This window comes from Brevibacillus schisleri, assembly GCF_055685845.1.
Genome location: NZ_JBVNDM010000001.1, coordinates 3,683,576 through 3,709,501, shown reverse-complemented (window position 1 = coordinate 3,709,501; position 25,926 = coordinate 3,683,576). Strand labels below are relative to the sequence as shown.

Genomic DNA, 25,926 nt, shown 5'->3' with positions numbered 1-25,926 from the left:
CTTGGTTGTATTTATCCTATTCGAACATGAAATCATTCATGTCAATCCAAGCAGATTGATTTCGCTTCCTCACTAGGCAAATACGAAATGTAACAATCATAAAAAAGCGAATTCGCACATTGATTAATAGCAAGCATGTTTAGATCTGGTGAGGAGGTTGTGGACCGATGAGTATTCCCAATGAGCTCGCGAAAAATTTCTCGGAAGTCGTGCCTGCCCTAAAACCGATGGAAGCCATCCATGAAGCGAATCGTTGCTTGTATTGCTACGACGCACCCTGTATTAAGGCTTGTCCCACGTCGATTGACATCCCTTCCTTCATCAAAAAAATTGCGACCGGGAATTTGTTCGGATCAGCCCGGACGATAATGGAATCGAATCCCGTAGGGGCGAGCTGTGCGCGCGTATGTCCAACCGAGGAACTGTGTGAAGGTGCCTGTGTACTCAATTCAGCCTCCAAGCCCATCATGATCGGCCTGCTCCAGCGTCACGCGACAGACTGGGCAATCCAGAATCAGGCCACGCTTTTTTCAAAAGGCGAAGCAAATGGAAACCGGGTAGCCATCGTCGGAGCGGGCCCTGCGGGATTATCAGCAGCGCGTGAGCTTGCGCGTCTCGGCTACGCGGTTACGGTATTTGAAGCAAAGGAAAAAGCGGGGGGATTGAACACGTACGGCATCGTGTCGTTCCGTCTGCCACAGGAAATTTCGCTATGGGAAGTAGAGCAAGTAGAGGCATTGGGGGTAGAGATACGTACGCATACACGAATCGGCGAGGATGTGTCGCCAGATGAGCTACTTGACCAGTATGACTCCATCCTGTTGGCAGTCGGTATGGGCAATGTCCCTCAGCTGAATATCCCGGGAGAAGAACTGGAAGGTGTTCTCGATGCCATCGCACTTGTGGAGGAGACCAAGACCAAGCCGCTATCAGACGAGATGCATGGCAAAAAAGTCGTGATCATCGGTGCGGGGAATACGGCAATTGACGCTGCCACCTGTTCGAAACGGCTGGGTGCAGACAATGTCCAGATTCTGTACCGGCGGACCGTTCAGGAGATGTCCTGTTATCAGTTTGAGTACGAATTCGCCAAGCAGGATGGCGTAGAATTCCGCTGGCTCGTTGCCCCAACGCGTGTACTCGAGGAAAACGGCCGAGTGAAGGGATTGGAACTGGTGCGCATGGAGCTGGGTGAGCCAGATGAGAAAGGAAGAAAGCGCCCTGTAGAAATTCCAGGTAGTCATTTTGTCATCGAAGTCGATTATGTCGTCAAAGCGATCGGACAAAACAGACATCTGTCTTTACTAGAAGCATTTGGGCTCCAACATCGCAATGGGATTGTCGAGGTCGAGGAAGGCACCTATCGAACCTCCCATGTCAAAGTTTACGCGGCGGGCGATGTCATTTTTGGTGGAGGCAAAACAGATGCGATGGTCGTCGATGCAGCCAATCATGGGAAACGAGCGGCTCATGCCATCCACCAATCGCTCCGTGATCAAAAACAGCCAGTATAAAGGAGGAGACCTATCATGGCAGATCTCAGCATTAATCTGGCAGGAATCCAATCCCCGAATCCATTCTGGTTGGCTTCTGCGCCACCGACCAATTCAGGCTACCAAGTGCAACGTGCCTTTGAAGCTGGCTGGGGTGGCGCGGTCTGGAAGACACTTGGAGAGCCGATCATCAACGTCACCTCTCGCTTTGCCGGTCTGAACTTCGGAGGTCAGCGCGTCTTTGGTTTCAACAACATTGAACTGATTACGGACAAACCGCTCGAGGTCAATTTGAAGGAAATGGATGAAACGAAGCGGCGTTTTCCGAAGCACACGTTGATTGCGTCGTTAATGGTTGAACATAAACGGGAAGCATGGCACGAGATTGTCAAAAAGGTAGAGACAATCGGCGTAGACGGTCTGGAATTGAATTTCGGCTGTCCGCACGGCATGGCAGAACGCGGGATGGGCTCTGCGGTTGGTCAGCATCCAGATTTAATCCGGCAACAGGTCGAATGGGTAAAAGAAGTCGCCCAAACCCCTGTCATCGTCAAGCTCACCCCAAACATTACGGATATTCGCTTTACTGCACGAGCCGCAAGCCAGGGAGGGGCAGATGCCATCAGCATGATCAACACGATTAACAGCTTGATGGGGGTTGATCTCGACAAATGGCTGCCGATCCCACACGTGGATGGAAAAGGGGCGCACGGCGGTTATTGTGGACCAGCAGTCAAACCAATCGCCCTGAACATGGTCGCAGAATGTGCACGCGATCCCAAGGTTGGTATCCCGATCTCTGGCATTGGAGGAATCTCAGATTGGCGCGATACCGTTGAATTTTTGCTGATGGGTGCAACAGGTGTTCAAGTATGTACAGCCGCTATGCATCATGGATTCCGGATCGTCGAAGACATGATTGATGGGCTTACTAATTACCTGGATCAGCGCGGAATTACTTCTGTGATGGACATTGTCGGAAAAGCCGTGCATACGTACTCGGATTGGGGCCATCTGAATCTAAATTACAAGGTCGTGGCACGTATTCATGAGGAGACCTGTATCAATTGCAACAAGTGTCATATCGCTTGTGAGGACACCTCGCATCAATGCATTGACATTGTTCCTGATGCAGCGACAGGCAAAGAGCGTTTGGTTGTACGAGAAGAAGATTGTGTAGGCTGTAATTTGTGCTCCATCGTTTGTCCAGTGGAAGGAACGATCGAAATGGTCGAGATCCCGAGCGACAAAGCCCCTGTCAGCTGGAATCAGCGGCAGGCTGCTTTGGCTGCGGGTGGCAGCTGTGAGCTGTAGCATAGTCATGTTTTCGGCGTGGGGTGCATAGCGTGTACAAGGGAAGGCATGTCTACTCAGCGACGGGTTGAAGGGGAGATGATCATCGGATGAAAAAATGGATTCGAAATGGCACAGTCGTGACAGCGTCAGACACGTATCAGGCGGACATTTTGATCGAAGGGGAAAAGGTAGTCGCAATCGGCTCCAATCTGGATGGGAAAGAAGCCGAAATGATCGATGCTACTGGGTACTACGTTTTCCCAGGAGGGATTGACCCACATACCCATCTCGATATGCCTTTTGGCGGAACAGTTACTTCCGATAACTTTTATACAGGCACGAAGGCAGCAGCCTTTGGCGGGACGACGAGCATCATCGATTTTTGCCTGACGAATAAAGGGGAGCCATTGCATTCATCCATTTCGACCTGGCACGAAAAAGCAAGAGGGAAAGCGGTCATTGACTACGGCTTTCACCTGATGGTTTCAGATGCGAACGATCAAGTGCTCGAGGAATTAGGAGCAGTCGTACGAAATGAAGGGATTACTTCGCTCAAAGTATTCATGGCCTACAAAAATGTACTGATGGCCGATGATGAGACGTTATTTAAAACATTGGTTCGGGCTAAGGAACTAGGTGCCCTGGTACAGGTCCATGCAGAGAATGGAGACGTTTTGGATTATTTGATCAAGCAGGCAATTGCAAAAGGGCAGACAGACCCCGTGTACCACGCCTACACCCGCCCTCCTGAAGCGGAAGGAGAAGCGACGGGACGTGCAATCGCATTGACTGCGCTGGCAGATGCCCAGCTGTATGTCGTGCATGTATCGTGTGCAGAGGCAGTGCGCCGGATCGCAGAGGCTCGGGAAAAAGGATGGAATGTGTACGGGGAGACATGCCCGCAATATTTGGTACTCGACATTACGGATCTACAGAAGCCGGGTTTTGAAGGGGCGAAGTACGTCTGGTCCCCTCCACTCCGGGAAAAGTGGAATCAGGACGTCTTGTGGAACGCGTTGAAAAACGGCATCTTGCAAACAGTTGGTTCCGATCATTGCTCCTTTAATTTCTCCGGACAAAAAGAACTGGGGCTGGGGGATTTCACAAAAATCCCGAATGGTGGACCAATCATTGAGGACCGCATGCGCCTCCTCTTCTCGGAAGGCGTTGCAAAGGATAAGATCAGTCTCAATCAGTTCGTCGATATGACCTCTACAAAAGTAGCCAAATTGTTCGGGATGTTCCCGCAAAAAGGAACGATTGCGGTAGGTTCGGACGCGGATATTGTATTGTTTGATCCAACGGTTACGCGCACGATCTCTGTTGAAACGCACCATATGAATGTCGACTACAATCCATTTGAAGGGATGGTGGTGAACGGCGATATCATCTCGGTGCTTTCGCGTGGCTCATTTGTCATTCGCGATCAGCAATTCGTCGGTCAAGCCGGGAACGGACGCTTTGTAAAACGATCGACCTTTGCAAGACCGTAATAAGGGAGAGCGTAAAAAGGCGAGGAGGGCGCTTATGGCAGATATCATTCGCATCGGCTTGATTCAGGCAAAAAACGATGTCGACGGAGACGAACCCGTTCATTTGCACAAAGAAAAAGCCATCGAGAAGCATGAGAGGATGGTGCGGGAGGCGGCAGCCAAAGGCGCACAAATCATCTGTCTGCAAGAAATCTTCTATGGCCCGTATTTTTGTGCCGAACAGCAACCGAAATGGTATGAGTCAGCGGAAGAAGTCCCAAATGGACCAACCGTGCAACAGTTCTCATCCCTTGCCCGTGAATTAGGAACCGTACTCATTTTACCTGTGTATGAACGCGTAGGGATTGGTACGTATTACAATACCGCCGCTGTGATTGATGCGGATGGCACGTATTTGGGCAAATATCGCAAGCAGCATATTCCGCATGTCGGAGTGGGCAGCAGCGGCTGCGGATTCTGGGAGAAGTATTACTTTAAGCCCGGCAATCTCGGGTATCCGGTTTTTGAAACCGCTTTTGCCAAGGTTGGGGTGTATATATGCTATGACCGACATTTTCCAGAAGGCGCACGATTGCTTGGCTTGAACGGAGCGGAGATTGTATTTAATCCGTCTGCGACGGTAGCGGGCTTATCTGAATACTTGTGGAAGCTCGAGCAGCCTGCTCATGCTGTAGCTAATGGATACTATGTGGCAGCGATCAATCGGGTAGGGACAGAAGCGCCGTGGAACATGGGAGAGTTTTACGGGCAATCGTACTTGGTTGATCCACGCGGACAATTTGTCGCTATGGGGAGCCGGGATCAGGATGAGGTCATTCTCGCTGAAATGAACCGCAACAAAATTCATGAGGTGCGAGATACGTGGCAATTTTATCGGGATCGCAGACCGGAGACCTACGAAGATATGGTAAAGCTATTACCTTAAGAAAAGAGTGAGGGAGGTGCCTGTTACGCGCCTTCCTCCTTTTCACATCATTGGAAGGATTCCATCAGAGTCAAAAGGAGCGTTCATGGATGAGGCAGATTGTATATCGAGGGGTCGAATACGGTGAGGGACTTCGTGTCGTGAAAGCGCAAAAGTATGAGAGAGCAGAACGGCGTCATTTTACAAACGGTGCGAGTGCAAAGGCAGTGTTTGGCGCTGGTGTTTACTTGGTAAGCAATCCGGAAATCGCCGCACAGTATGCGATTTGTCATGCAGAAACCAATGGGGAGAAGGCCGTGGTGCTGAGCCAGCAGCTTCATTTGCAGGGCCTCGTTTGTTTGGACGAGCGCTATGGGGAAAATGAACTCCGACTCGACGCATTGTGCGCTGCTTTTTCAGAAGAGGAACTCGAACAAAGACAAAACGGAATGGGCTATGAAGAGTGGCTGCAATGGACAGGGGACAAGGTGCGTGCGTATTTGATTGCCTGTGGATACCGGGGGATTCGGTATCGGATCAGCCCGGAGCTAACGTATTATATTTGCTATGAGCCTGACGTTCAAATCGAAGAGATTGCGATTCTATCCGTACTCGAAGTCAGTCCATTTAAATGATAGAGTAAGTGAGCAAACGAAAGACTGGCAAACCCAACAGGGCAGCCAGTCTTTTTTGGTAGCTTGCTATTAGGAAGCAATTGTTTGTTTGTTGTTTGCCGTGATTTTCTCGTAATCGTTGGCACTCAAGATCGAACCATCATTTTTCATCATCCATGTGTAAATCACGAGTGAAATTAGTAATCCGACAGTCCAAGCATTGTCCCAAATAATGGATAAGCCCGGAATGTATTTACTAATAAAAGGAATCGCAATTCCGATGAGCATCGCCCAGATGGCTCTACCATTAAAACCCGTTTTGTAGGTGTAGATTCCATTTGTTTTGTACAACTCTGTTAAATGAATACGCCGCTTGCGCACAAGCCAATAGTCGGCGATGGCTATTCCGTCAATCGGACCTAACAAGGCTCCATATGTGCCGAGCCATAAAAAGATGTAGTTGCCGAAGTTCTCTAAAATGTACCAAGGCTGCATCAAGAGCGACACGACCCCGGCGATGAGGGCGCCGGCTTCATACGAGAGACGGCGAGGGGCCAGATTCTCCACTGCCCGGGCAGGAGCGACGATATTGGCCGCTACGTTGGTCGTCAATGTGGCAAGAATAATTCCAATCGTTCCGAGAAAAATGGCGAAAGGCGAGAATTTAGCTAACACGGCAGCAGGGTCCCACAACGCTTCTCCGTAAATAACGACGGTAGCAGAAGCGACAGCAACCCCGATGAACGAGAAGAAACCCATCGTGGTCGGTAACGAAGAGGATTGTCCGATGACTTGAGCTTTTTGACTTTTGGCATACCGACAGAAATCCGGAATGTTGAGGGCCATCGTTGCCCAAAAAGCAATGGCTCCCGTCAATGCTGGGAAGAAAACCTTGAGGAATTCTGAAGTGGTAGTGAATTTTGAAGGTGCAGAGAGCATCGGTCCCCATCCGCCTGCTTTCGTTAGCGCCCAGACGAGAAGAGCCAAACTCATAATGATCAGGACGGGAGCAGCCCAAGCCTCCATTTTTTTGATGGTTTCGGGACCGCGATAAGCGACCCATACGTTTAACAGCCAAAAGCCAAAGAAGGATATCCAGAGATGTCCGGGAACATTTGCCCAGCCTGTCATCGACATGAGGAGTGTATCGATGGCAGCACCTCCGAACCAACAGTTGATGCCGAACCAGCCTGCACCAATCAAACCGCGAGCGACAGCAGGGATGTGCGCTCCTTTGGAGCCAAACCAGAGGCGCGCAAAAACTGGATACGGAATGCCAAATTTCGTCCCGGCATGAGAGTTGAGAAGAATGGGAATAAGGACAATACAATTACCGAGAATGATCGTCAAAATGGCCTGCCACCAGTTCATACCCAAGGAAATTAACCCTGCCGCCATTGCATACGTCGGCAAACAGATCGACATACCAATCCACAAGCTGGCGAAGTTGTAAGATGTCCAGGTGTGCTCTGCTGTCCTCGTCGGTCGAAGACCTTCATTATAAAGCGGACTGTTCTTGATTGCCTCTTCGCCTTCTTTCGTCAGGGTAACAATTCCATTTGATACCGTTTGCGTCTTCACTTCTTTCCCTCCTTTGCTTTTCAAGATGTCTCGTATTCGGACAAGCTCCCCAGTTTGTCTTGAATACAAGTTGTAACATTATATTGGGGGAAAGAAGGCCTAATACCTGAATTTTCGTCACAAAAAGATAGCCTGCAACGACAAGCTTCGCCATTGACAATGGGAATGATTCTACCTTTTTACCTAATGAGGGTGGTAAGATGAAGCAAGGGGTGAGCAAGCTGTGACGACAAGAAAAATCCATATGTCTTTGCAAACCAGAATGATCTTATTAAATACTATCGTTATTATTCTGATTGTTTCGTCAATTGGAATGGTGTTTTCTTCCCTTGTTGCGTCTTCGATCGAAGAGCAGGTGGGCAAAAAAGCATTAAGTGTGGCGAAGATCGTTGCCAGCGATCCTGAGCTGCGTAGTGCTTTTTCAAGCAATGATCCTTCTGCGCTCATTCAACCTATCGCTGAAAACGTCCGTGTTCAAACCGGAGCAGAGTTTGTGGTCGTGGGAAACCATGAGGGAATTCGGTATGCGCATCCGATTGCGGATCGGATTGGAAAGGAAATGGTGGGAGGAGATAACGAGCCTGGACTCTCGCATGGTCAATCTTACATATCGAAGGCGGTCGGCAGCATGGGACCATCATTGCGAGGGAAGGTGCCAATCAAAAATGAGAAAGGGGACATCATCGGAATCGTATCCGTTGGGTTCCTGCTAGAGGATATCGAGGAGGCCATTGACCTCTACCAAGACCGTATATTGATTCTGACTCTTCTCGCTTTGTTGTGCGGTGTTGCTGGTGCCATTGCACTCAGTCGTTATTTAAAGCGCTTAATTTTGGGATTGGAGCCGGAGGAGATTGCATCGTTGTACGTAGAGAGAAATGCTGTACTGGAGTCAGTCCGCGAAGGCATCGTGGCGATTGACCGCAATAAACGCATTACGATGATGAACAAGGCTGCCATTCGTATTTTGAACTTACCGGAAGACGAGTTTCATCGCAAAGAAATAGTGGAAGTGCTACCAGACAGTCGTATGCCAGAAGTTCTGGAATCAGGCGAGCATCAATTAGATCGCGAAACGATCATGAGCGGAAAAGAAATCATTGTGAATCGACTTCCGATCAAGTTCGGGGGGAAGGTCGTAGGGGTAGTCAGCAGCTTTCGACCCAAATCGGAAATTGACCAGCTAGCTTCAGAATTATCCCAAGCGAGGCGTTATGCGGATGTACTTCGCGCCCAAACACATGAATTTCACAATTTGCTGTATACCATTTCCGGCTTGTTGCAGCTTGGTTCGATTCAGGAAGCGGTCGAGCTGATTACGAGTGAAACGTCCGCACAGCAAGAGATGATTTTATTTTTGGCGAAGCAAATTCCCGATCCCTTAATAGGCGCGTTGCTGTTAGGCATGCACAATCGAGCCAAGGAGCTGAAAATTCAATTCGTCATCCATCACGACAGTCACTTGAAGGAGCTCCCGCCGACGATTAACCGACAACAAATCGTGGTTTTATTGGGGACACTGATCCAAAATGCGATGGAAGCTGTCAATGAGCCATGTGTCGAGCACAAACGAGTGGAGTGTTATTTGTCTGACACGGGCGATGAGGTCATGTTTGAAATCGAGGATTCAGGACCGGGAGTTGGGGAAGAACTGCGAGAAAAAATATTCGAACACGGTTTCTCAACGAAAAAAGGCGAAGATCGTGGAATTGGTCTGGCCAAGGCGCATGGAATCATTAATGAATGGGATGGCTATATTCTCGTCGGCAAAAGCGAGCTAGGTGGTGCACTTTTCACAGTATCCTTACGCAAAAGAATGGAGGTGGCGTCTTGAGAAAGCTGGAGGTTCTCATCGTTGAGGACGATATGCGGATTATCGATATCAACAAGCGATTTGTCAGCAAGATTGAAGGCTTTGAAGTCATTGCTACAGCAACGAATGGGATGGATGCCAAAGAGTTACTGTCTTGTACACACCCCCAGCTCGTTTTGTTGGATGTGTACCTGCCTGACATGCAGGGAACGGAGCTGGTCTGGCATATTCGGCAACATCACCGCGAAGTTGACGTGATCATGATCACCGCAGCCAAGGAAATGGAAATGGTACAGGAAGCACTGCGCGGCGGAGTGTTTGATTACATCGTCAAGCCGCTGGTTTTCGAGCGTTTTCGTGAACGGTTGGAAAGCTATCGCAAGCATGTCATGCGGACGAGAGAAGCTGTCGAGGTAGACCAGGAAGTCATTGACCAAATGCTGACCAGAAGACTGGTCGCCCCGCAAAATCGAGATGTGTTTGCACCAAAAGGAATTGACCACTTAACGTTGGAAAAGGTGATCGAAGCGATTAGACAGACAGGAGACAAGGGGGTCTCGGCAGAGGAAATTGGCCGCGAGATTGGAACCAGTCGAACAACGGCGCGACGGTATTTAGAATACTTGGTCCTGGAAAAAAAGGCGCGTGCTGACTTGATTTATGGCACAGTTGGCAGACCGGAAAGAAAATATCGCTACCTTCCGTAATGTTCATGAACAATATGAACAAAAAGTGATTAATTTTCAAAATAGACCTTATGCACGAAAACTATTCCCCTGGCTACCGCGGTGGTACATTATGTTCAAGCGTGATAGCGCTTACAAATAAGCGGGTTAAGGGGGATATTTGCTTGATGAAAAGAAAAAAAGTGCTAATCACATTGTCCACTTTTCTTACACTAGCACTGGCTGCTTGTGGTGGAAGTACCGGAAATACGGGAACAACAACTCCCGGAGCGCAGCCTGCCCCAGAGGCATCCAAATACCCGGAAAAGCCGATCGTGTATGTAGCTCCATCCGGTGCAGGTGGGGGCTGGGATAAGACAGCTCGCTCGGTAGCAAAGGTGTTAGCAGAAAGCAAGCTGGTGACAGAAACCATCACGGTAGAAAACAAGCCGGGCGGCGGGGGAACCGTGTTCTTGGCCGAGTATGTAAGCAAAGACAAAGGCAATCCTTATAAATTATTCGTGAGCTCTCCTCCTATCTTGATTAACCATAACAAAAAAGAAGGGAACAGCCCATTTGGCTACAAAGAGGTCACACCATTGGCGCAAATGACGAAAGATTTCGGTACTCTTGTTGTGAAAGCGGATTCGCCTCATAAGGACATCAAGAGTGTGCTGGACGCGATCAAGGCTGACCCTAGCAAAATTACTCTGGCAGGGGGCTCTGCTCCTGGATCGATGGACCATCTGATCGGCGTTTTACCAGCAGCTAAATATGGAATTGATCCGAAAAGCGTCAAATACGTCTCGTATGATGGCGGTGGAGAAGCAATGGCAGCCTTGTTGGGCGGAAATGCAGACATCATTGCAACGGATGCTTCCAGCGTGGGTGAATATTTGAAAGCAGGGAAAATTCGCGTGCTGGGCGTTACTTCTGATGAACGCCTCGGTGGCAATTTGAAAGAGATCCCGACGTTAAAAGAGCAAGGCATTGATGCGACATTCACGATTTGGCGCGGTGTCTTCGGTCCGGCTGATATGCCAGCAGACGCAAAAGCTTACTGGGATGCCAAGCTGAAAGAACTTTCCACGCATGAGGCATGGGCCAAAGAATTGGCGGCAAATGGTTGGGAAAGCGAATACAAGGACGCTACTGCTTTCTCAGCATTCCTGGACGAACAAGATAAGCAGGTCAAAGAACTGTTGACATCACTGGGAATGTCGAAGTAGGGAGAGGAGGGGCATCCCTTCCTTTTTCCACACCTTAGGAGGTATACATGAACCTGATGTTTGATCGGATCGGCAGCCTGTTTTTTGCGCTAGTAGGCGCACTCTTTATTGCTGAAAGTCAAAATATTTCGTCTAGTTCATATGGAAGTCAGGTCGGGCCGAATATGTTTCCATTCGGACTTGGCGTGATCCTGATCTTGTTGAGCTTGCGACTGTTGTGGGAGACCTATAAGAAAGGCGCGGTTGCTTCCACATCTGTGTCACAAAGTCCACTGCGTTATAAGCGGTTCTTATTCATTTTGGCAGCGACAGTTTTGTATGTTTTGTTGCTGGAGCAACTCGGTTATGTTATCGCGAGCTTTGCATTCCTTCTGTACGCCTTCACCATGATGGGAAGTAAAAGCGTACTTAAATCGACAATCGTTTCCTTACTGTTTTCAGTAGGCGTTTATGTCATCTATGTGCATTTGCTAAAAGGTACGCTTCCAGGACTACCTGCCTGGCTAGGCGTCTAGGGAGGGGATAGATTAGCATGAGTGCCTTGCAATTTTTGGCGGATGGTTTTCTCGTTGCCTTACAGTGGCATAATCTTGTCTTTGCCTTTATTGGCGTCCTGATCGGTACTGCGGTAGGGGTCCTTCCCGGCATCGGTCCGATGAGCGGCGTCGCGTTATTGATGCCCGTTACGGCTTCCTTGACATCTGGCTTACCTCCTGAGAGTGCGGCGGCTAGCGCACTGATTTTGTTGGCAGGCGTTTACTATGGTGCGATGTACGGTGGCTCCACGACATCCATTTTGTTAAATACACCGGGTGAATCCTCCTCTGTCGTCACGACATTGGACGGCTATCAGATGGCCAAACAGGGACGTGCTGGCGCAGCGTTGTCGATTGCAGCGATCGGGTCTTTTGTCGCGGGGCTAGTAGCGTTGATAGCGCTTGTGTTTTTAGCTGATCCATTATCAGATCTCGCTTTGAAATTCGGCCCCGCTGAATATTTCTCCCTCATGCTTCTCGGCTTGTGTGCGGTCAGCGGACTGGGGGGGAAGTCGATGACGAAAGCCCTCATTATGACAGTCATGGGACTGTTGCTTGCGACAATTGGAATGGATACCGTTTCGGGTGTGGCGCGGTTTACTTACGATATTCCCGATTTGTACCAAGGCTTGGAATTCCTCACGATAGCAGTTGGTTTGTTTGCCCTTGGAGAAGTGTTCAAGACGATAATCGAAGACGATCAATCCTCAAAGGAAATCATTAAAGTGGGGCGGGTACTGCCTTCCAAGCAAGACTTGAAAGAAAGTGCCGGACCGATTACACGCGGCTCGTTGCTCGGCTTTTTCATTGGTGTTTTGCCTGGTGCTGGCGCAACCCTCGCATCCTTCTTCTCGTATATTTTTGAGAAAAAGCTGAGCAAAAATCCTAGCCGCTTTGGAAAAGGAGCGATCGCTGGTGTAGCAGCACCCGAGTCTGCAAACAATGCGGCTTCTGGCGGTGCGATGATTCCACTATTGACGTTGGGCATTCCCGGCTCCGGTACCACTGCGATTTTGATGGGTGCCTTATTGATGTATAACGTACAGCCGGGTCCACTATTGTTTAGTGATCATCCACAGATTGCTTGGGGTTTGATTGCCAGTATGTTTATCGGAAATGTCATGTTGCTGGTTTTGAATATGCCTTTGGTAAAAGTGTTTGCCAAAATTATTGAAACTCCGTCCCATTTCTTGCTTCCGCTCATTATCGCGATTTCCGTTTTCGGAGTGTACGCTGTGCAAATCAGTACGTTTGACTTGATTTTGCTTGTGATTTGTGGGCTAGCTGGCTATTACCTGACGAAAAATGATTTTCCACTGGCACCGCTTGTCCTCGGCCTTGTTTTGGGACCGATGATCGAAAATAACATGAGAAGAGCGTTGACCACCTCGAATGGCGACTTCTCGATCTTCTTCACGAAGCCGCTTTCCGCTGCTTTTCTGGTTTGTGCGGTTCTGTGGTTGCTGATCCCCCTACTCTTAAAACGCAGAGGGAAGCAAGTCATTATCAGTGAAGAAGCGTAACCTCATCTTTTTTGTCTTGACAGCTTCCTCGCAAGCCCGTATCATTGGAAAAATTTCGGGGAACTGTTCTGCTTGATGATTGAAGCAGAACAGTAGAGGAGAGACAGACATGTTAAACATTGAACCTGTTATCTTGGAAGGCAAACTGGTCCGATTGGAGCCGCTCAGGATGGCTCATGTGGACGGAATCTGGGAAGCAGGTGCATACGAAGAGATTTGGCCGCATATGTCCATTACCATTCGAACAAGAGAAGATGCTCAGGCTTTTATCCTGCAAGCTTTAAAAAATGAACAAGCCCAAACAGAATTGCCATTCGTCATCATTCGCCGAGCAGATGAGCAGATCATCGGGAGCACGAGATTCTTAGGGATAGCGAAAAAAGATCGCGGATTGGAAATCGGGTTTACATGGCTGACCCCATCTGTCTGGAAAACGGGTGTCAATACGGAATGTAAATGGTTGCTTCTGCGCCATTGCTTCGAAGAACTGGGGTGTATTCGCGTACAGCTCAAGACAGATTCGCGCAACTTTAATTCGCAACGTGCCATTGCCCGAATCGGTGGCATTCGAGAAGGTGTCCTGCGCAATCATATGGTGATGCCAGATGGATATATTCGCGACTCGGTATACTTCAGCATACTTGATCGCGAATGGCCAGAGGTCAAGCAAAAGCTGCAATTGTTGCTGTTTGGTGAATAAAGGGTTGGATTGATTGAAGGGTGTTCAGAGCATGTGTACAATAGGGGTGAACTAAGAGGGTTTACTCTGACAAGACCCGGAAAAGAGGGTATACATGAGACTGCGTTTGTCGACACCGGGCTATTTATTGTTGCTCGGGGATCTGATCGCCTTTGTGCTTTTTGTTTATTACGGAAAAATCATTCATAACTACCCTGTCACGGTCATGGGAATGATCGAAACATTAGCACCTTTCCTCGTAGGATGGATCATCGCAATTCTGCTTTTCAAGAGCTACGCATACCGAACGTATGAATCTGCAGGCCGACAATTTTTATCGGTACTGATTACTTGGACAGTAGCCGCACCCATTGGCTTACTGATCCGCTCCTGGTGGACAGATGTACCGACTACGCTTATTTTTGCAGGTGTGACTTATTTCATCACGCTGGCGTTTTTGTTTGGATGGCGTGTACCGTTCGCCATCGGCTACGCGATCTACAAACGCAAGAGACTACTGGCAACCAGCTAATAAAGTGACCCGAATTGGTTACGCTATCCTATGAACGACGTAGGAGGTGAATCAATTGGGAAAGAACAACAACAGCAAAGACCTCGGGAAAAATCGTGGGAAAACGCTGGATGAAAATGATCGCAACACAAATTTGCGACAATCGAATCATAATGATCGAAATGAAGGAACTGCAAAAGACCGCTGAGCAATCAGCGGTTTTCTTCATTGATACAGGTCATGATGTGGTATAATAGATTTTGTTTTTTTCTAGCGAGTGGAGGGAAACGTATGACGGAACCGATGCAGAATGTACAGCCGGTGACCTTGTCGTCACAGGCGTTTTTACTTTTGTGCAGACTATATGATGGCTGCTATGACGAATTAAATCAAAATGAGCAGATTCGGGAACTTGTGGAGTCCATCGGGGATATTTTGTTGGCGGGTGTAGAGACGTTAGAGAAACAGGAAACCAAGCCCAAAAATATTACCTTTCCACTTACCGTGCAACAAGCATTTTTCTTGCGTCGTCTCGTGAATGAGCTGTTGGCTCAGTCGCCTACGGACAAAGAAGACCGAACGACACAATGGCTACAGGAATGTGTGACAGCACTCGCTGGAGGCGGTGTCCAACCTAATGTCAAGCACTCGTGAGCTTCATGTGATTACGAGCGGCCGACATTCGCTTGATGACGTAATGCGAATGGCAGAAGCTGCTTATGCAGGTGGTATGAACTTTTTACACATACGGGAAAAACAACGTACCGCAAAGGATTGCATGGACTGGGTAAAGGCATTGTCGAATGTTATCCCCCTTTCGTCCTTGATCATGAATGATCGGGTGGACGTGGCAGCAGCGTCTGGATGTGCGGGTGCTCACCTGGCATACCATAGTCTGTCTCCTGCGGAAGCGAGAATGGTACTGAAGACTGGTCAAAAAATAGGGCGTTCTGTCCATTCCGTTCTGGAAGCACAGGAAGCCATTGCTGCAAAAGTCGATTACTTGCTCTACGGGCATATTTTTGCGAGTGGTTCGAAGCCGGGTCTTGCGCCAAGAGGAACAATCGAACTCGCGCAAATGACGGCAAGATGGCATGTACCGATCATTGGACTCGGTGGTATCACACCAGATCGGACGACGCTTGTTTTGGAAGCGGGTTGTGCGGGCATTGCTGTCTTATCGGGGATCACAGATACAACGGATGCCAAGTCAGCAGCCAGCGCTTATCGAGAGGCATTGGATCGTTGGGAGGGGAAATAAAGCATGCGTGATATACAAAGACTTCGAGAAAAGATGGGTGTATATTTTGTTATTGGCACGCAGGACTGTGGGTATTCCAGTGAAAAGACCGTGCAAACCGTGGAAGCAGCATTGCGCGGTGGAGTGGGCACGCTTCAGCTACGTGATAAAGGAAGCAAGCTAACTGCTCAGGAACAATATGAGTTGGGCATTCAGCTGCAACAGCTATGCCGTGAACATGATTCCGTATTTTTTGTGAATGACGATGTAGATCTGGCGATTCGCTTGCAGGCAGACGGCGTCCATGTTGGGCAAGATGACATGACGTTGTCAGAAGTACGAGCCAAAGTTGGCTCTAAGATGTACATCGGTGTTTCGGCAGGTACAGTCGAAGAGGCACTCGCTGCCCAAAACGGTGGCGTCGATTGTATTGGAGTAGGAGCGATGTTCGCTACCCGTTCCAAGGCAGATGCTGGTGAGCCCATCGGACCAGTTGGGCTAGAGGAGATCCGCAAGGCTGTCGGTCATGACTTGCCTATCGTCGGGATTGGTGGCATCACACTGGAAAATGCCTCTGAAGTGCTTGCTGCGGGGGCCGATGGCGTCGCGATTATCAGTGCGATCAGCCAGGCCGAATCACCTGAAAAAGCAGCCCAAGCGCTTCAGCGGATTGTACGAACTCGTTAGCACGGACAAAGCGACGATTACATAAGGTAGGGTAATAGAAACAAACCAGGATGATGCAATAATGGCGATCAAAAGGAGGTGAAGCCGATGAAAAATCGGATTTACCGCATCGGATATGAATGGGTGAGCAAGCGGGAATTGCTCGAGCGATTGTTCATGACCGACTGCATTCTTATCGAACACAAGCGAATTCATCCCCCACTGGAGGATCAAGATACAGAATTGCCACCAGAAAAAGAAACTCATGCTGTTTTAGTTCGCAGTCAGCGCCGCCCCGGCGAATGGGTGACGTTTAACGGGCTATACGAAATACAGACGAGAGAGCCCATTCCCTGGATAGATTCACCGCTGGAGTACCATCAATTCGGCGTAGAATTGATTCCAGGTAATATTCGAAGGGAAAAGGCACCTCAAGGCAGGATACCAGCGCGAACCAAGCTGCAAATCGCAGCTGTGCGACAAGATACCGTATTTGTCACGGTTCCTGGGCATCCGTCCAGACGTTACGAAATGTCGTTGGCTCACGCGCGATTTGCCAAGGATAACCCGACAGAATTGGAAATGAAGTTGCAAGTATACGCTTTTCCTCCACGTAACGATATTTTTGTGGATTGGTTATTGAAAGAAGGCCGCAAAACAGGAATCATTACGCGCTCCAATCAGGAAAGGGTAGAAAAATCTGCTTTTCAGGTGTGGGAAGATCTACGCCAAGAATACGGAATTAGTGTCAGCGCGGCATTGATTGCGATTAAACAGGCACTCATTGTTCTCGATCGTGCTGGTGTCGAGACTGACTTCCCATATCCGCCCCAAGAGCGATCGGATATATCTTTGTTCAGTGAATCAGAGCGAGATGCCTTTTATTCCTACCAATCCGTTCGATGTGCGATGGCCGCTGTCTCTGCCTTGCTGACGGTAGACCCGAAAGATCCGTTGCAGGATATACTCTTGATGGATATCATGCTCGAGCAACAAATCAACCGCAGGCGCGAATAGCGTTTGCGGTTTTTAGGTTTTTCGCCAAAGGAGTAGTATAATGGAAATTGGTAGATGAACCCAACGAAAAGGACGTGTGACCAATCATGTATGTATCTATGAACAGACTGACTGTACCAGCAGACTACCAATCCCATTTGGAACGTGCATTTGGTAATGGAGGAGAACGGATGAAGGAGGTTCCTGGTTTTTTGGAGTTCCTTTTCCTGGCGCCTACGGAAGGTGACGAATACATCGTGTTTACGAAATGGACAGATGAAGAATCGTTTAAAAATTGGACGGAAAGCGAGGCTTTCAAGCGCGCGCATACAGGAACCAATCCAAATAGCCCAGTAAAATCGGATTTGCGCAATTACGCTGTCAAGTCCCATTCATAAAGCGAAAGCATTTGTCTCTACGGGGGCAGATGCTTTTTGGATTGGTTGACGAATAAACATCCTTGACCTTTTTATGCTCGATCGTGATATGATAGAAAATGTTGGGAAAGCGATTTCAGTCAAACACGGTTAGGAGGTGTGGGTCTCCGAAAGCGGCAATAAAAGCGCGCGATAATAGGATGCTAGCCGAGATTGTTTGTCTGTAAGGATAAGAAGAGAACCTGATTGGATGGTGTCATTCTCTGCACCAGGATATCATCAAGCCGCTTTACATCTTGTCTCATTTACGTCCATAATAGAGCCTATGCATACTTGGGAAAATAGCCTCAATGAAGCACGGAGAAAAGGAGCCAGAGTGTTTTGAAAAATCGAATAAGTAAGTATCTTACTCATTTGGTCCCTGCGGCGGTGGCCAAGACGTTTTCCTTTCTTTCAGATCATCATTACTCTGCTTTGCTTCTAGAAGACCGCGAAAATACAGAGGCTTTGTTTGTTCAGAAAATCACGAAATGGATTGAAGTAGTAAATGCAGTCGACACGTGTGCATTCGAGCGAGAATGGAGCGAAATGGCGTACCAATTTTCGTTGCTCGGAATGAATCTTACGTATTTACAGCAATTTTTGCGCAAGTGTCGAGACGTTATTATTGAAGAAATGAATAACAACGCATTTTCTCTTGCCACGACGGAAATGGAGCGAGTAGAGCTTTTGCAAGGACAGCTTCGTCTCTATCAATCGATGGACTACATATTGCAACAAATGGACGATGTCTTTAACAAAAATTCGCAGCAATTTCCTCTTGAAAAAACACCAACTTCTCCGACAAGTGACGCCAAAGGAGAAAATGTTACCATGCTCGCTGAACAGGAGCTAGTCCAATTGGTTCTACAGTCCAGTGATATTGCCGTTTTGATGATTGACCGCCAGCTAAGAGTCATTGAGGCGAATTACGCGGTCTGTCATTTATATGGCGTGGATCGGAATCAACTCATTGGTCAAAACATTGATCATGCCCTTCGCCCTCATGTAAGCGAGCGTTTTGTCCAGTGGGTGATTGAACGCGGGCAGTCCGGCCATTATGTTGCAGAATACAGAGGCAAATGGACGACAGTAAGTACGAGCCCCATTTATTACGGTGGAGAGATGTGGGGAGCGATCGCCGTTCTTCGGAATGTTACGGAAAGCAAAAAGTACGAAGAAGAATTGAACAAGCGTGAAGCGCTGGCAGCAGTGGGGCAATTGGCTGCCGGGATGGCACATGAGATTCGGAATCCACTGACAGCCATCAAGGGCTTCATTCAGTTATTGCGGGAGCAAGGGGAAGCAAATCGTAGTGAATCCTATTTTTCTGTTATCTTAACGGAAATTGAACGCATTGATGGGCTATTGAACGATGTCCTTGTTTTGGCCCGGTACAGGGATGATAAAATCGTATCGGAACGTTTCTTAGTGATGGACGAATTATATGGCGTCATTCGTTTACTGGAGCCAGAAGCCAATCGAAGAGGAATCAAGCTAGAGCTGGACATTGCACAAGGCGAGTGGCATGTGTTTGGTCATCGTTCACGAATCAAGCAAGCCATCTTGAACATCTTGAAAAATGCGCTTGAAGCATTGATGACCCAAGGCAACCTCGTTCATGTGAAGTTGTACTCCTCTCTCAATCAAGTAATCATTGTTGTGGAAGACAACGGACCTGGTCTATCAGATTCTTGCCTGCAAAATTTATTCGTTCCTTTTTATACGACCAAACAAGAGGGAACGGGGTTAGGTTTGTCTACGACACAGCGCATCATCGCGGATCACGGTGGCGAACTCTATGCGGAAAACTCCCCTAAATGGAAAGGAGCCCGCTTTGAGATACGTTTACCTCTTTCCATTTCCTAAAAAAACAAAATAGGATTGTGACTGTAGACGGATCGAATATCCGTCTTTTTTTATTTTCAAATGAGCGAATAGTCCTATTCGATAAAAAGTTGCAAGTCTTTCGAATCAATCTTTTTGTAAGTTGTTGTCAAGGTCTTTCGATCAGTGGAATAATTTACAAAACGGTTACAATTTGAACGGAGTTGAACAACAGTGATTCGGATGCTGAAAAAAAACGAAATGAGGTGGAGCTACTGGGAGGTTTGGTATGAGGAATCAGAGCATCTTTATACCGTTCATTACGGAAATGTAGGGGAAATTGGCGAGTATTTTGCTGTAGTAGCGGAACAGATCGAGGGAAGGCCTGATGAGGTTTTGCAGAGCTGGACAGAAGAGATGAAAGAACAAGGATATCAGGTCATGAAAGAGAACGATTTCCATCCAATGATCATTCGCTTTCCCCAATTATGTGAGTCAGAGATTGAAATGCGCTATTTGATCGAACAGCTGTTGGACGAATTGCTTGGGAAAGACAGGGAATGGTCACAGTGACGGTGGGGAAGACAGTGAGAGGACGTTGGCAGTAATTTGCCGAGTGATCGATTCGAAGAAAGCGGCGGCTGCCGTATTTGAAGCGATGTCTTGCGCAAAGCTGGGCGAAGGGGTTTCCATCAGCATAAAGCAGGAGGATGGAAACTTGATTCCACTTCATCCTCCTGCCTAAAACTGTCTGATTTATTTCACGATTTTATGCCGCAGAGCTTTTGCCACTGCCTGTGTACGATCCTCAACACCCATTTTTTGCAAGATGCGATGCACGTGTGTTTTGACAGTGCCTTCAGATATAAACAAGTTTTGCGCAATTTGATCATTTCGATAGCCATCTGCGATCTGTTGAAGTACATCTAACTCCCGATCCGTGAGTTCATCTAGCAAGACTGATTGGGAGGTGGTTGTCGAATCAGGTGTCTCACGTTGACCTTGCAGAGCTTCGGCAAGGGCTTTTGCGGCTGTTACGGTGTGGAAGAGGGCTTCTCCCTGATGGGCTCTGCGAATCAGATCAAGCATTTCCTGAGAGTCGGCGTCTTTTAGCATATAGCCAACCGCTCCCGCGCGAATCCCTTCCACCACGTAATTGTGATTGTCAAAGGTGGTGAGGATCAATACCTTCGTGCGAGGATGCTGTAGCATGATTTCTCTTGTGGCTTCAATACCCGACTTGTTGGGCATCTGAACATCCATCAAAACGACATCAGGTGCGAGGGAGCCAATCAGTTCTACTGCTTCTACACCATCGGATGCTTCCCCAATTACCTCCATATCGGCTTGCATTTGTATGACATAGCCTAAGCCTTGGCGAATCATGGTTTGGTCATCTACTAGGACCACGCGAATGGCTCCTTCTTTTTGTTTAACGGTCATGTTCGCATGCTCCTTTCTGGTTCAGTCTGGTGAATCGGAAAGCTGAAATCGAGTTGGAATCCGTGGGGCTCTCGAATGCGGTACGCGAGAGTTCCGTTCAATAGTTGAATCCGTTCAAATATGCCAGTTAGGCCAAAGCCAGGTTTGATTTTTTGGTCGCTCGTGATGCTCCCATCGTCTCGGATGGACAACAAAAGGATGTCCTTCTTTTGTTCAATGATGACGAGAATTTCTTTTGCGTCAGAATGACGTAAGGAATTGGTGATCGCTTCTTGCAAGATTCGATAAAACGTTATCGTCATTTCCTGAGAGAGCGCGATGTCCAGGTCGGAGCATATCAGCTCCATCTTTATTCCTGTATGCTTTTGAGCCTGAGACAAAAGAGCTCGCAGAGGCGTAAGTCCCAAGGAGGTTTTATCCAGAGCCAGTGTATGGACAGATGTGCGAATATCCTCCAGACTTTGCTTCGCAACACCAAGCATGTTGCGCACGGCTTCTTGTGCGTTGTCAGGTCCATCCTGCAGCATATACTTCAAGGCATGTAGCTGGACAATGAGTGAAGTCAAACTATGACCCAAAGCATCGTGAATATCACGGGCAATTCTCGTTCGTTCTTCCAGAACCGCTACTTGCAAGGAATGAAGCGCTGCTTCTTGAAGTTGTAAGTGTGCTTCCTGCAACTCTGTATGTGCTTTTTGCAGCTGCTCTAGGTGCTGTTGGTTGGTTTCGTATGCTTCTCTTTGAATCCGATAGCCACGTGCACCGATATAGCAACCCACATACGTTAGAATATAAGAGATGATGTGCGTGAATCTCAGGTTTTCTTCAAAATATAAAAAAAGCGTACTGCACGTACCAAAAAAAGTAGCATAGGCCAACGCTCGGCGTCCATGAATGTGAAAACCGATAAAAACAGCGAGTGGGAGCATCAAGCCGAAGCCCTCTCCCCCCAAGGTGAGAGACTTTACTAAGGAAACGATTCCAAGCACGACTGCTACTAATTCGAATTGGAAAGGCTTCCATTTTTTCTTGGAAGTCCAAAATACCACAAGGTAACAAATAAATAGTACAATGGTAAGGGAAAATTGCAACGGAGTTTCCCGTTTAAATGAATCAGGAAGCAAAGCTAATACGAGTAAGATGGAAAACCACATGATCAGCAAACGTTTTTGTATGGCTTTCATCATTATCTTCAACAATGAGAAGTCCTTCTTTCTCTGCCGGATAATCACTTAACTTCATTCTAGCATGCGTTGTCGTCTATCTCCAGATAGATAAATCCTTGTCAGAAATCTACCCCTGGGTAGACTTCACTACATATACATTTCAGTAGAATTATTTTTGGGAAATAGACGACTAGTTATGGGTGTGGAGTGGTTAAGTAAGGATGGCAAGGGAGGTTCTCATGAAAGAACTGATTCAGTTGGCAAAACTCCTGCAAGAAGCCAGTGTTTTGTTTACCACGATTTCTGAGCAAGAGCTGGATACAAGCGATGTAACCTGGCAACAGGTCTTGATTCTGGAGCAGCTTGGAAACGGGCCAAAAACAATGGGGGACATAAGTAAGACTGTCGGTCTTTCATACAGCACAACTTCCGGTCTAATTAACCGATTGGAGCAGGAAAACCTGGTACGCAGGTTCCGGGACCAAGCAGATCGACGAGTTGTGTGGGTGTCACTGACAGAGCGTGTGTACCAACAGCGAGACGTGAAATGGGGAAATTCACAAACCGTTTAAAAATGGTTTCACCCCTTTATATTTCGTTAAACGAAATGTTACGGTGAGATTCACCTTGTTCATTTCGTTATGCGAATTATTTCTCACAAAAAATTAGCAGATATATAAAAAAGAGGTGAGTGGATTGAATCTTTCTGAACTATCGATTAAACGCCCGGTCACCATGATCATGTTGACTCTGGCCATGCTGATTTTTGGTTTCGTCTCACTGCCTCGCTTGGCGATTGATCTCATGCCGGATCTGAACTTCCCGGTTGCTGTCGTGGTTACATCCGTAGACGGCGGATCTCCAAGTGAGGTAGAAAAACTAGTAACGAAGCCGATTGAGGACGCACTTGCAACGGTATCCGATTTAGATAGTATACAATCGGTATCGATGGAAGGCGCCTCGCAGGTTATCCTCATGTTTAACTGGGGGACAGACCTTGATCAGGCGACTCTCGACATGCGGGAGAAGGTAGATCAGGTTCGTGGTTCTTTGCCTGACTCAGCCAGAGCGCCACGCGTACTGCGTATTGACCCGAATAGTACACCGATCATTGAGTTTGCGGTGACGGGTGAGCAAGATATCAACAAATTGAAAAAGATGGCAGAGGATATGATCCAATCACGCCTGGAGCGTATTGATGGGGTCGCATCTGCTTCCATCAGCGGCGGACAAAGCCGGATCATCGATGTTACCGTCGACCCAGCCAAACTGGCGGCGTATGGTTTGTCACTTGACCAAGTCCAGCAGGCTCTACAGGGCAGCAACTTGTCAGGTTCCGGTGGAGCGGTACGTGAGGGTGATGCCAAGCTCAACATCCGTGTACAAGGTGAGTTTGCTGATGTCGATCAAATTGCGCTGACACCAATTTCTGTCGGAGGAAACTCCATCAGGCTCAGCGATATTGCCCAGGTAAAAGACACGCATCAAGATGTAACGCAAATGAGTTACGTGAATGGAACACCTAGCTTGGGTATTAGAGTGACAAAAGCTTCTGGCGGAAACACCATTGAGGTAGCAGATGATGTAAAAGCTGAGCTGGAGAAAATCAAAAGCGAACTGCCAGAAGGCGTTCAAATCATTACAACTCTAGACACATCCACCTACATTAAGGATTCCGTTTACACGACCGCTGAACATGCCCTGTTGGGTGGCGGTATTGGTATGATCTTGCTGTTCTTCTTCTTGGGCAGCTTGCGATCCATGGTAATTGCGGTCATCGTTCTTCCTGTATCGATCGTCGCTACGTTCTTGCTGATGTACATGTCAGGACAGACGATCAACCTGATTTCCCTTTCCGGTTTGACATTGGGATTGGGATCATTGATTGACTTTGCGGTTGTTATGCTCGAGAATGTTTTCCGTCATCGAGAACAGGGAAAAGGTATGATGGAAGCGGCCTTGGATGGTTCCAAAGAAGTAGGTACGGCAGTAATGGCTTCGGCTTTGGCGCAAATTTGCGTATTCTTGCCGATTGCCCTCACGGAAGGTATTGCTTCTGAGTTGTTTGGACCACTTGCATTGACGGTTGTTTACTCACATATTGCGGCGCTTGTATTCTCCATTTTGCTGGTGCCGATGCTGAGTTCGAGAATTTTGAAGAAAATTCCATCGCATACGCATCATGAGAACTATCGTGGAATCAATCCGGTTACTTGGTTCAACATTGGATTTAGCAAAGTAGAAAAAGGCTACCAAGGATTGTTAAAATGGTCATTGGGCCATCGTAAAACAGTCATGATTTCTTCGGTTGTCCTGATGGTGGGCTCTCTCGCATTAACTCCGATGATCGGGGCAGAGTTTATCCCGGCCATGGACCAAGGTCAGGTAAATATCTCCATCAAAATGCCGAATGGTACGGTTCTGGCTGAAACTGAGAAAGTAACCAGACAAGTAGAAGAAATTGTCAACACGGTTCCGGAGAAGAAAATTGTAGCGACTTCGGTTGGTAGCAACGCATCACCGATAGCGAGCACATTGTCATCCAATCAGGGAACGATCACCCTGATGCTGGTAGATCTCGACCAGCGCAAACGTTCCTCCAATGAAATTGTGATGGATCTCCAGGAAAAGCTGAAGCATATTGCCGGACCAGAAATTAAGGTAAGTGCACCAGCAGGTATGTCTACAGGTTCCCCCATTCAATTGAAGGTGAGCGGGGATGACTTGGCCGTACTGAAAGACATTAGTGGTATCATTAAAGGCGAGATTGAGAAGGTACCTGGTACGAGTAACGTAACAACCAGCTTGGAAGAATCAAGACAAGAGCTGGAAGTGAAAATCGATGCTGAGAAGGCGAGCTTGTACGGATTGACGACAGGACAAATTCTCTCCAGTGTTCGTACTTCCTTCCAAGGTCAAACGGTAACGCACTATCGCACGGGTGATGATGAGATTGACGTCAACCTCAAGCTGCCGAAATCGTATCAGGAAGATATCAACTTCTTGAACAATTTGCGAATTTCCGCTCCTGGTGGGGCACAGATCGCATTGACCTCGGTTGCGACTATCAATAAGATAGATGTGCCGGTATCGATTAACCGTGCCAACTCAAGCCGTGAAGTTCAAGTAACAAGTGATTTGGCAGGGCGTGACCTGAGCTCTGTCACACGGGAAGTGCAAGAGAAAATTTCGAAGCTGAATCTCCCGGATGGCTACACAGTCGATTTTGGCGGGCAAAGTGAAGAAATGATGGAATCATTTAGTAGCCTTGCTCTCGCGATTGTCCTGTCAGTCGTGTTGCTCTATATGGTAATGGCTGCGCAGTTTGAATCGCTATACACCCCATTTATCATCATGTTCTCCGTGCCACCAACCGTTACAGGCGTTCTGCTTGGACTATTGGTGACAGGCACGACGATCAGCGTTGGGGTTTTGATCGGATACATTTTGTTGATCGGTCTGGTCGTGAACAACGCGATTGTATTGATCGACTACGTGAACCAACTGCGTGCAAAAGGTATGGAGCTGTTTGATGCGATCCTGCACGCTGGCCCGATTCGTCTTCGTCCGATTTTGATGACGACACTCACCACGATTCTGGCGATTGGACCACTTGCGTTCTCTGGCGGCGCCGGATCTGAGACGAACGCACCAATGGCCGTGACGGTTATTTTCGGTCTTGGATTCTCTACCTTGATTACACTGGTTCTGGTTCCTGTCGTTGCTTCTTGGTTTGATGATGCAGGGAAAAAGAGACGCTTGAAGCGCCAGTTGAAACTAGAAAAGAAACTTGCTAAGAAACAAAAGAAAATCAATCCCGCTTTGGAATCGTAAG

26 protein-coding genes are annotated in these 25,926 nt (G+C 47.9%); 23 read left to right on the top strand and 3 right to left on the bottom strand.

Annotation, left to right across the window (positions count from 1 at the left end; translation table 11 throughout):
- Positions 1-167 precede the first annotated feature (167 nt).
- From ACUUHJ_RS17295 to ACUUHJ_RS17275, 5 genes are all read left to right on the top strand, one after another.
- On the top strand, positions 168-1,514 hold the full coding sequence (locus tag ACUUHJ_RS17295; protein WP_472299479.1) for an NAD(P)-dependent oxidoreductase: 1,347 nt from the start codon (positions 168-170) through the stop codon (positions 1,512-1,514).
- Positions 1,515-1,529: 15 nt separating this feature from the next.
- The gene (preA, locus tag ACUUHJ_RS17290; RefSeq protein ID WP_472299478.1) at positions 1,530-2,807 is read left to right on the top strand and encodes an NAD-dependent dihydropyrimidine dehydrogenase subunit PreA; all 1,278 of its coding nucleotides are present in this window, start codon (positions 1,530-1,532) and stop codon (positions 2,805-2,807) included.
- An 89-nt stretch (positions 2,808-2,896) separates the two neighbouring features.
- On the top strand, positions 2,897-4,282 hold the full coding sequence (gene hydA, locus ACUUHJ_RS17285) for a dihydropyrimidinase (RefSeq protein ID WP_289673234.1): 1,386 nt from the start codon (positions 2,897-2,899) through the stop codon (positions 4,280-4,282).
- A gap of 34 nt (positions 4,283-4,316) precedes the next feature.
- Positions 4,317-5,207: a nitrilase-related carbon-nitrogen hydrolase gene (locus ACUUHJ_RS17280; protein WP_472299477.1), complete on the top strand. Its 891-nt coding sequence runs from the start codon at positions 4,317-4,319 to the stop codon at positions 5,205-5,207.
- 89 nt (positions 5,208-5,296) lie between these two features.
- A complete protein-coding gene (locus tag ACUUHJ_RS17275; RefSeq protein WP_472299476.1) occupies positions 5,297-5,821 on the top strand; it encodes a hypothetical protein in 525 nt (174 codons plus the stop codon).
- Positions 5,822-5,890: 69 nt separating this feature from the next.
- Here ACUUHJ_RS17275 and ACUUHJ_RS17270 read toward each other — a convergent pair whose 3' ends face one another.
- A complete protein-coding gene (locus ACUUHJ_RS17270) occupies positions 5,891-7,381 on the bottom strand; it encodes an NCS1 family nucleobase:cation symporter-1 (protein WP_472299475.1) in 1,491 nt (496 codons plus the stop codon).
- 223 nt (positions 7,382-7,604) lie between these two features.
- Here ACUUHJ_RS17270 and ACUUHJ_RS17265 point away from each other — a divergent pair, with 223 nt between their 5' ends.
- The 16 genes from ACUUHJ_RS17265 (at position 7,605) to ACUUHJ_RS17190 (ending at position 20,227) form a co-directional block, all read left to right on the top strand.
- Positions 7,605-9,215 carry an ATP-binding protein gene (locus tag ACUUHJ_RS17265; RefSeq protein ID WP_472299474.1) on the top strand — a complete coding sequence of 537 codons (1,611 nt, stop codon included), beginning with the start codon at positions 7,605-7,607 and terminating at the stop codon, positions 9,213-9,215.
- Between the two features lie 32 nt (positions 9,216-9,247).
- Positions 9,248-9,901 carry a response regulator gene (locus ACUUHJ_RS17260; RefSeq protein ID WP_472301212.1) on the top strand — a complete coding sequence of 218 codons (654 nt, stop codon included), beginning with the start codon at positions 9,248-9,250 and terminating at the stop codon, positions 9,899-9,901.
- A 146-nt stretch (positions 9,902-10,047) separates the two neighbouring features.
- Positions 10,048-11,088: a tripartite tricarboxylate transporter substrate binding protein gene (locus ACUUHJ_RS17255; protein ID WP_472301211.1), complete on the top strand. Its 1,041-nt coding sequence runs from the start codon at positions 10,048-10,050 to the stop codon at positions 11,086-11,088.
- A gap of 47 nt (positions 11,089-11,135) precedes the next feature.
- Positions 11,136-11,603 carry a tripartite tricarboxylate transporter TctB family protein gene (locus ACUUHJ_RS17250; RefSeq protein ID WP_472299473.1) on the top strand — a complete coding sequence of 156 codons (468 nt, stop codon included), beginning with the start codon at positions 11,136-11,138 and terminating at the stop codon, positions 11,601-11,603.
- Between the two features lie 17 nt (positions 11,604-11,620).
- A complete protein-coding gene (locus ACUUHJ_RS17245) occupies positions 11,621-13,147 on the top strand; it encodes a tripartite tricarboxylate transporter permease (RefSeq protein ID WP_472299472.1) in 1,527 nt (508 codons plus the stop codon).
- A 109-nt stretch (positions 13,148-13,256) separates the two neighbouring features.
- Positions 13,257-13,847 (top strand): GNAT family N-acetyltransferase, encoded by a 591-nt coding sequence (locus ACUUHJ_RS17240; RefSeq protein ID WP_472299471.1) that lies wholly within the window; start codon positions 13,257-13,259, stop codon positions 13,845-13,847.
- Positions 13,848-13,941: 94 nt separating this feature from the next.
- The gene (locus ACUUHJ_RS17235; RefSeq protein ID WP_289673218.1) at positions 13,942-14,358 is read left to right on the top strand and encodes a DUF3054 domain-containing protein; all 417 of its coding nucleotides are present in this window, start codon (positions 13,942-13,944) and stop codon (positions 14,356-14,358) included.
- A 55-nt stretch (positions 14,359-14,413) separates the two neighbouring features.
- Positions 14,414-14,545, top strand: a complete 132-nt coding sequence (locus ACUUHJ_RS17230; protein ID WP_255413062.1) for a hypothetical protein — start codon at positions 14,414-14,416, stop codon at positions 14,543-14,545.
- An 83-nt stretch (positions 14,546-14,628) separates the two neighbouring features.
- A complete protein-coding gene (locus ACUUHJ_RS17225) occupies positions 14,629-14,991 on the top strand; it encodes a hypothetical protein (RefSeq protein WP_289673214.1) in 363 nt (120 codons plus the stop codon).
- On the top strand, positions 14,975-15,598 hold the full coding sequence (locus ACUUHJ_RS17220; RefSeq protein WP_289673212.1) for a thiamine phosphate synthase: 624 nt from the start codon (positions 14,975-14,977) through the stop codon (positions 15,596-15,598). The genes ACUUHJ_RS17225 and ACUUHJ_RS17220 overlap by 17 nt, the downstream gene beginning before the upstream one ends.
- A gap of 3 nt (positions 15,599-15,601) precedes the next feature.
- A complete protein-coding gene (gene thiE / locus ACUUHJ_RS17215) occupies positions 15,602-16,264 on the top strand; it encodes a thiamine phosphate synthase (protein WP_472299470.1) in 663 nt (220 codons plus the stop codon).
- Positions 16,265-16,351: 87 nt separating this feature from the next.
- On the top strand, positions 16,352-17,260 hold the full coding sequence (locus tag ACUUHJ_RS17210; RefSeq protein ID WP_472299469.1) for a hypothetical protein: 909 nt from the start codon (positions 16,352-16,354) through the stop codon (positions 17,258-17,260).
- 86 nt (positions 17,261-17,346) lie between these two features.
- Positions 17,347-17,637, top strand: coding sequence for an antibiotic biosynthesis monooxygenase family protein (locus ACUUHJ_RS17205; RefSeq protein ID WP_007727197.1), 291 nt, complete (start codon positions 17,347-17,349; stop codon positions 17,635-17,637).
- Positions 17,638-17,997: 360 nt separating this feature from the next.
- On the top strand, positions 17,998-19,524 hold the full coding sequence (locus tag ACUUHJ_RS17200; protein WP_472299468.1) for a two-component system sensor histidine kinase NtrB: 1,527 nt from the start codon (positions 17,998-18,000) through the stop codon (positions 19,522-19,524).
- Between the two features lie 192 nt (positions 19,525-19,716).
- The gene (locus ACUUHJ_RS17195; protein WP_472299467.1) at positions 19,717-20,055 is read left to right on the top strand and encodes a hypothetical protein; all 339 of its coding nucleotides are present in this window, start codon (positions 19,717-19,719) and stop codon (positions 20,053-20,055) included.
- 25 nt (positions 20,056-20,080) lie between these two features.
- Entirely contained in the window at positions 20,081-20,227 is a 147-nt protein-coding gene (locus ACUUHJ_RS17190) for a hypothetical protein (RefSeq protein ID WP_472299466.1), read from the top strand.
- A gap of 11 nt (positions 20,228-20,238) precedes the next feature.
- Here ACUUHJ_RS17190 and ACUUHJ_RS17185 read toward each other — a convergent pair whose 3' ends face one another.
- Together ACUUHJ_RS17185 and ACUUHJ_RS17180 are read right to left on the bottom strand one after the other, a co-directional pair.
- Positions 20,239-20,925, bottom strand: a complete 687-nt coding sequence (locus ACUUHJ_RS17185) for a response regulator (protein WP_064199203.1) — start codon at positions 20,923-20,925, stop codon at positions 20,239-20,241.
- Entirely contained in the window at positions 20,922-22,157 is a 1,236-nt protein-coding gene (locus ACUUHJ_RS17180; protein WP_472299465.1) for a sensor histidine kinase, read from the bottom strand. Before ACUUHJ_RS17180 ends, ACUUHJ_RS17185 begins: the two co-directional genes overlap by 4 nt.
- Positions 22,158-22,330: 173 nt before the next feature.
- On the opposite strand from ACUUHJ_RS17180, the gene ACUUHJ_RS17175 reads away from it, so the two are divergent.
- Entirely contained in the window at positions 22,331-22,663 is a 333-nt protein-coding gene (locus tag ACUUHJ_RS17175; protein ID WP_035985616.1) for a MarR family winged helix-turn-helix transcriptional regulator, read from the top strand.
- A gap of 124 nt (positions 22,664-22,787) precedes the next feature.
- Entirely contained in the window at positions 22,788-25,925 is a 3,138-nt protein-coding gene (locus ACUUHJ_RS17170; RefSeq protein WP_472299464.1) for an efflux RND transporter permease subunit, read from the top strand.
- Position 25,926 lies beyond the last annotated feature (1 nt).

What these genes read in the sequence shown, in the direction of transcription:
- ACUUHJ_RS17235 (WP_289673218.1), top strand. Translation starts at nt 13,942, where the DNA reads ATGAGACTGCGTTTGTCGACACCGGGCTATTTATTGTTGCTCGGGGAT.
- ACUUHJ_RS17240 (WP_472299471.1), top strand. Translation starts at nt 13,257, where the DNA reads ATGTTAAACATTGAACCTGTTATCTTGGAAGGCAAACTGGTCCGATTG.
- ACUUHJ_RS17260 (WP_472301212.1), top strand. Translation starts at nt 9,248, where the DNA reads ATGCGGATTATCGATATCAACAAGCGATTTGTCAGCAAGATTGAAGGC.
- ACUUHJ_RS17255 (WP_472301211.1), top strand. Translation starts at nt 10,048, where the DNA reads ATGAAAAGAAAAAAAGTGCTAATCACATTGTCCACTTTTCTTACACTA.
- ACUUHJ_RS17250 (WP_472299473.1), top strand. Translation starts at nt 11,136, where the DNA reads ATGAACCTGATGTTTGATCGGATCGGCAGCCTGTTTTTTGCGCTAGTA.
- ACUUHJ_RS17210 (WP_472299469.1), top strand. Translation starts at nt 16,352, where the DNA reads ATGAAAAATCGGATTTACCGCATCGGATATGAATGGGTGAGCAAGCGG.
- ACUUHJ_RS17185 (WP_064199203.1), bottom strand. Translation starts at nt 20,925, where the DNA reads ATGACCGTTAAACAAAAAGAAGGAGCCATTCGCGTGGTCCTAGTAGAT.
- ACUUHJ_RS17280 (WP_472299477.1), top strand. Translation starts at nt 4,317, where the DNA reads ATGGCAGATATCATTCGCATCGGCTTGATTCAGGCAAAAAACGATGTC.
- ACUUHJ_RS17245 (WP_472299472.1), top strand. Translation starts at nt 11,621, where the DNA reads ATGAGTGCCTTGCAATTTTTGGCGGATGGTTTTCTCGTTGCCTTACAG.
- ACUUHJ_RS17275 (WP_472299476.1), top strand. Translation starts at nt 5,297, where the DNA reads ATGAGGCAGATTGTATATCGAGGGGTCGAATACGGTGAGGGACTTCGT.
- ACUUHJ_RS17205 (WP_007727197.1), top strand. Translation starts at nt 17,347, where the DNA reads ATGTATGTATCTATGAACAGACTGACTGTACCAGCAGACTACCAATCC.
- ACUUHJ_RS17220 (WP_289673212.1), top strand. Translation starts at nt 14,975, where the DNA reads ATGTCAAGCACTCGTGAGCTTCATGTGATTACGAGCGGCCGACATTCG.
- ACUUHJ_RS17175 (WP_035985616.1), top strand. Translation starts at nt 22,331, where the DNA reads ATGAAAGAACTGATTCAGTTGGCAAAACTCCTGCAAGAAGCCAGTGTT.
- ACUUHJ_RS17225 (WP_289673214.1), top strand. Translation starts at nt 14,629, where the DNA reads ATGACGGAACCGATGCAGAATGTACAGCCGGTGACCTTGTCGTCACAG.
- thiE (WP_472299470.1), top strand. Translation starts at nt 15,602, where the DNA reads ATGCGTGATATACAAAGACTTCGAGAAAAGATGGGTGTATATTTTGTT.
- hydA (WP_289673234.1), top strand. Translation starts at nt 2,897, where the DNA reads ATGAAAAAATGGATTCGAAATGGCACAGTCGTGACAGCGTCAGACACG.
- ACUUHJ_RS17295 (WP_472299479.1), top strand. Translation starts at nt 168, where the DNA reads ATGAGTATTCCCAATGAGCTCGCGAAAAATTTCTCGGAAGTCGTGCCT.
- preA (WP_472299478.1), top strand. Translation starts at nt 1,530, where the DNA reads ATGGCAGATCTCAGCATTAATCTGGCAGGAATCCAATCCCCGAATCCA.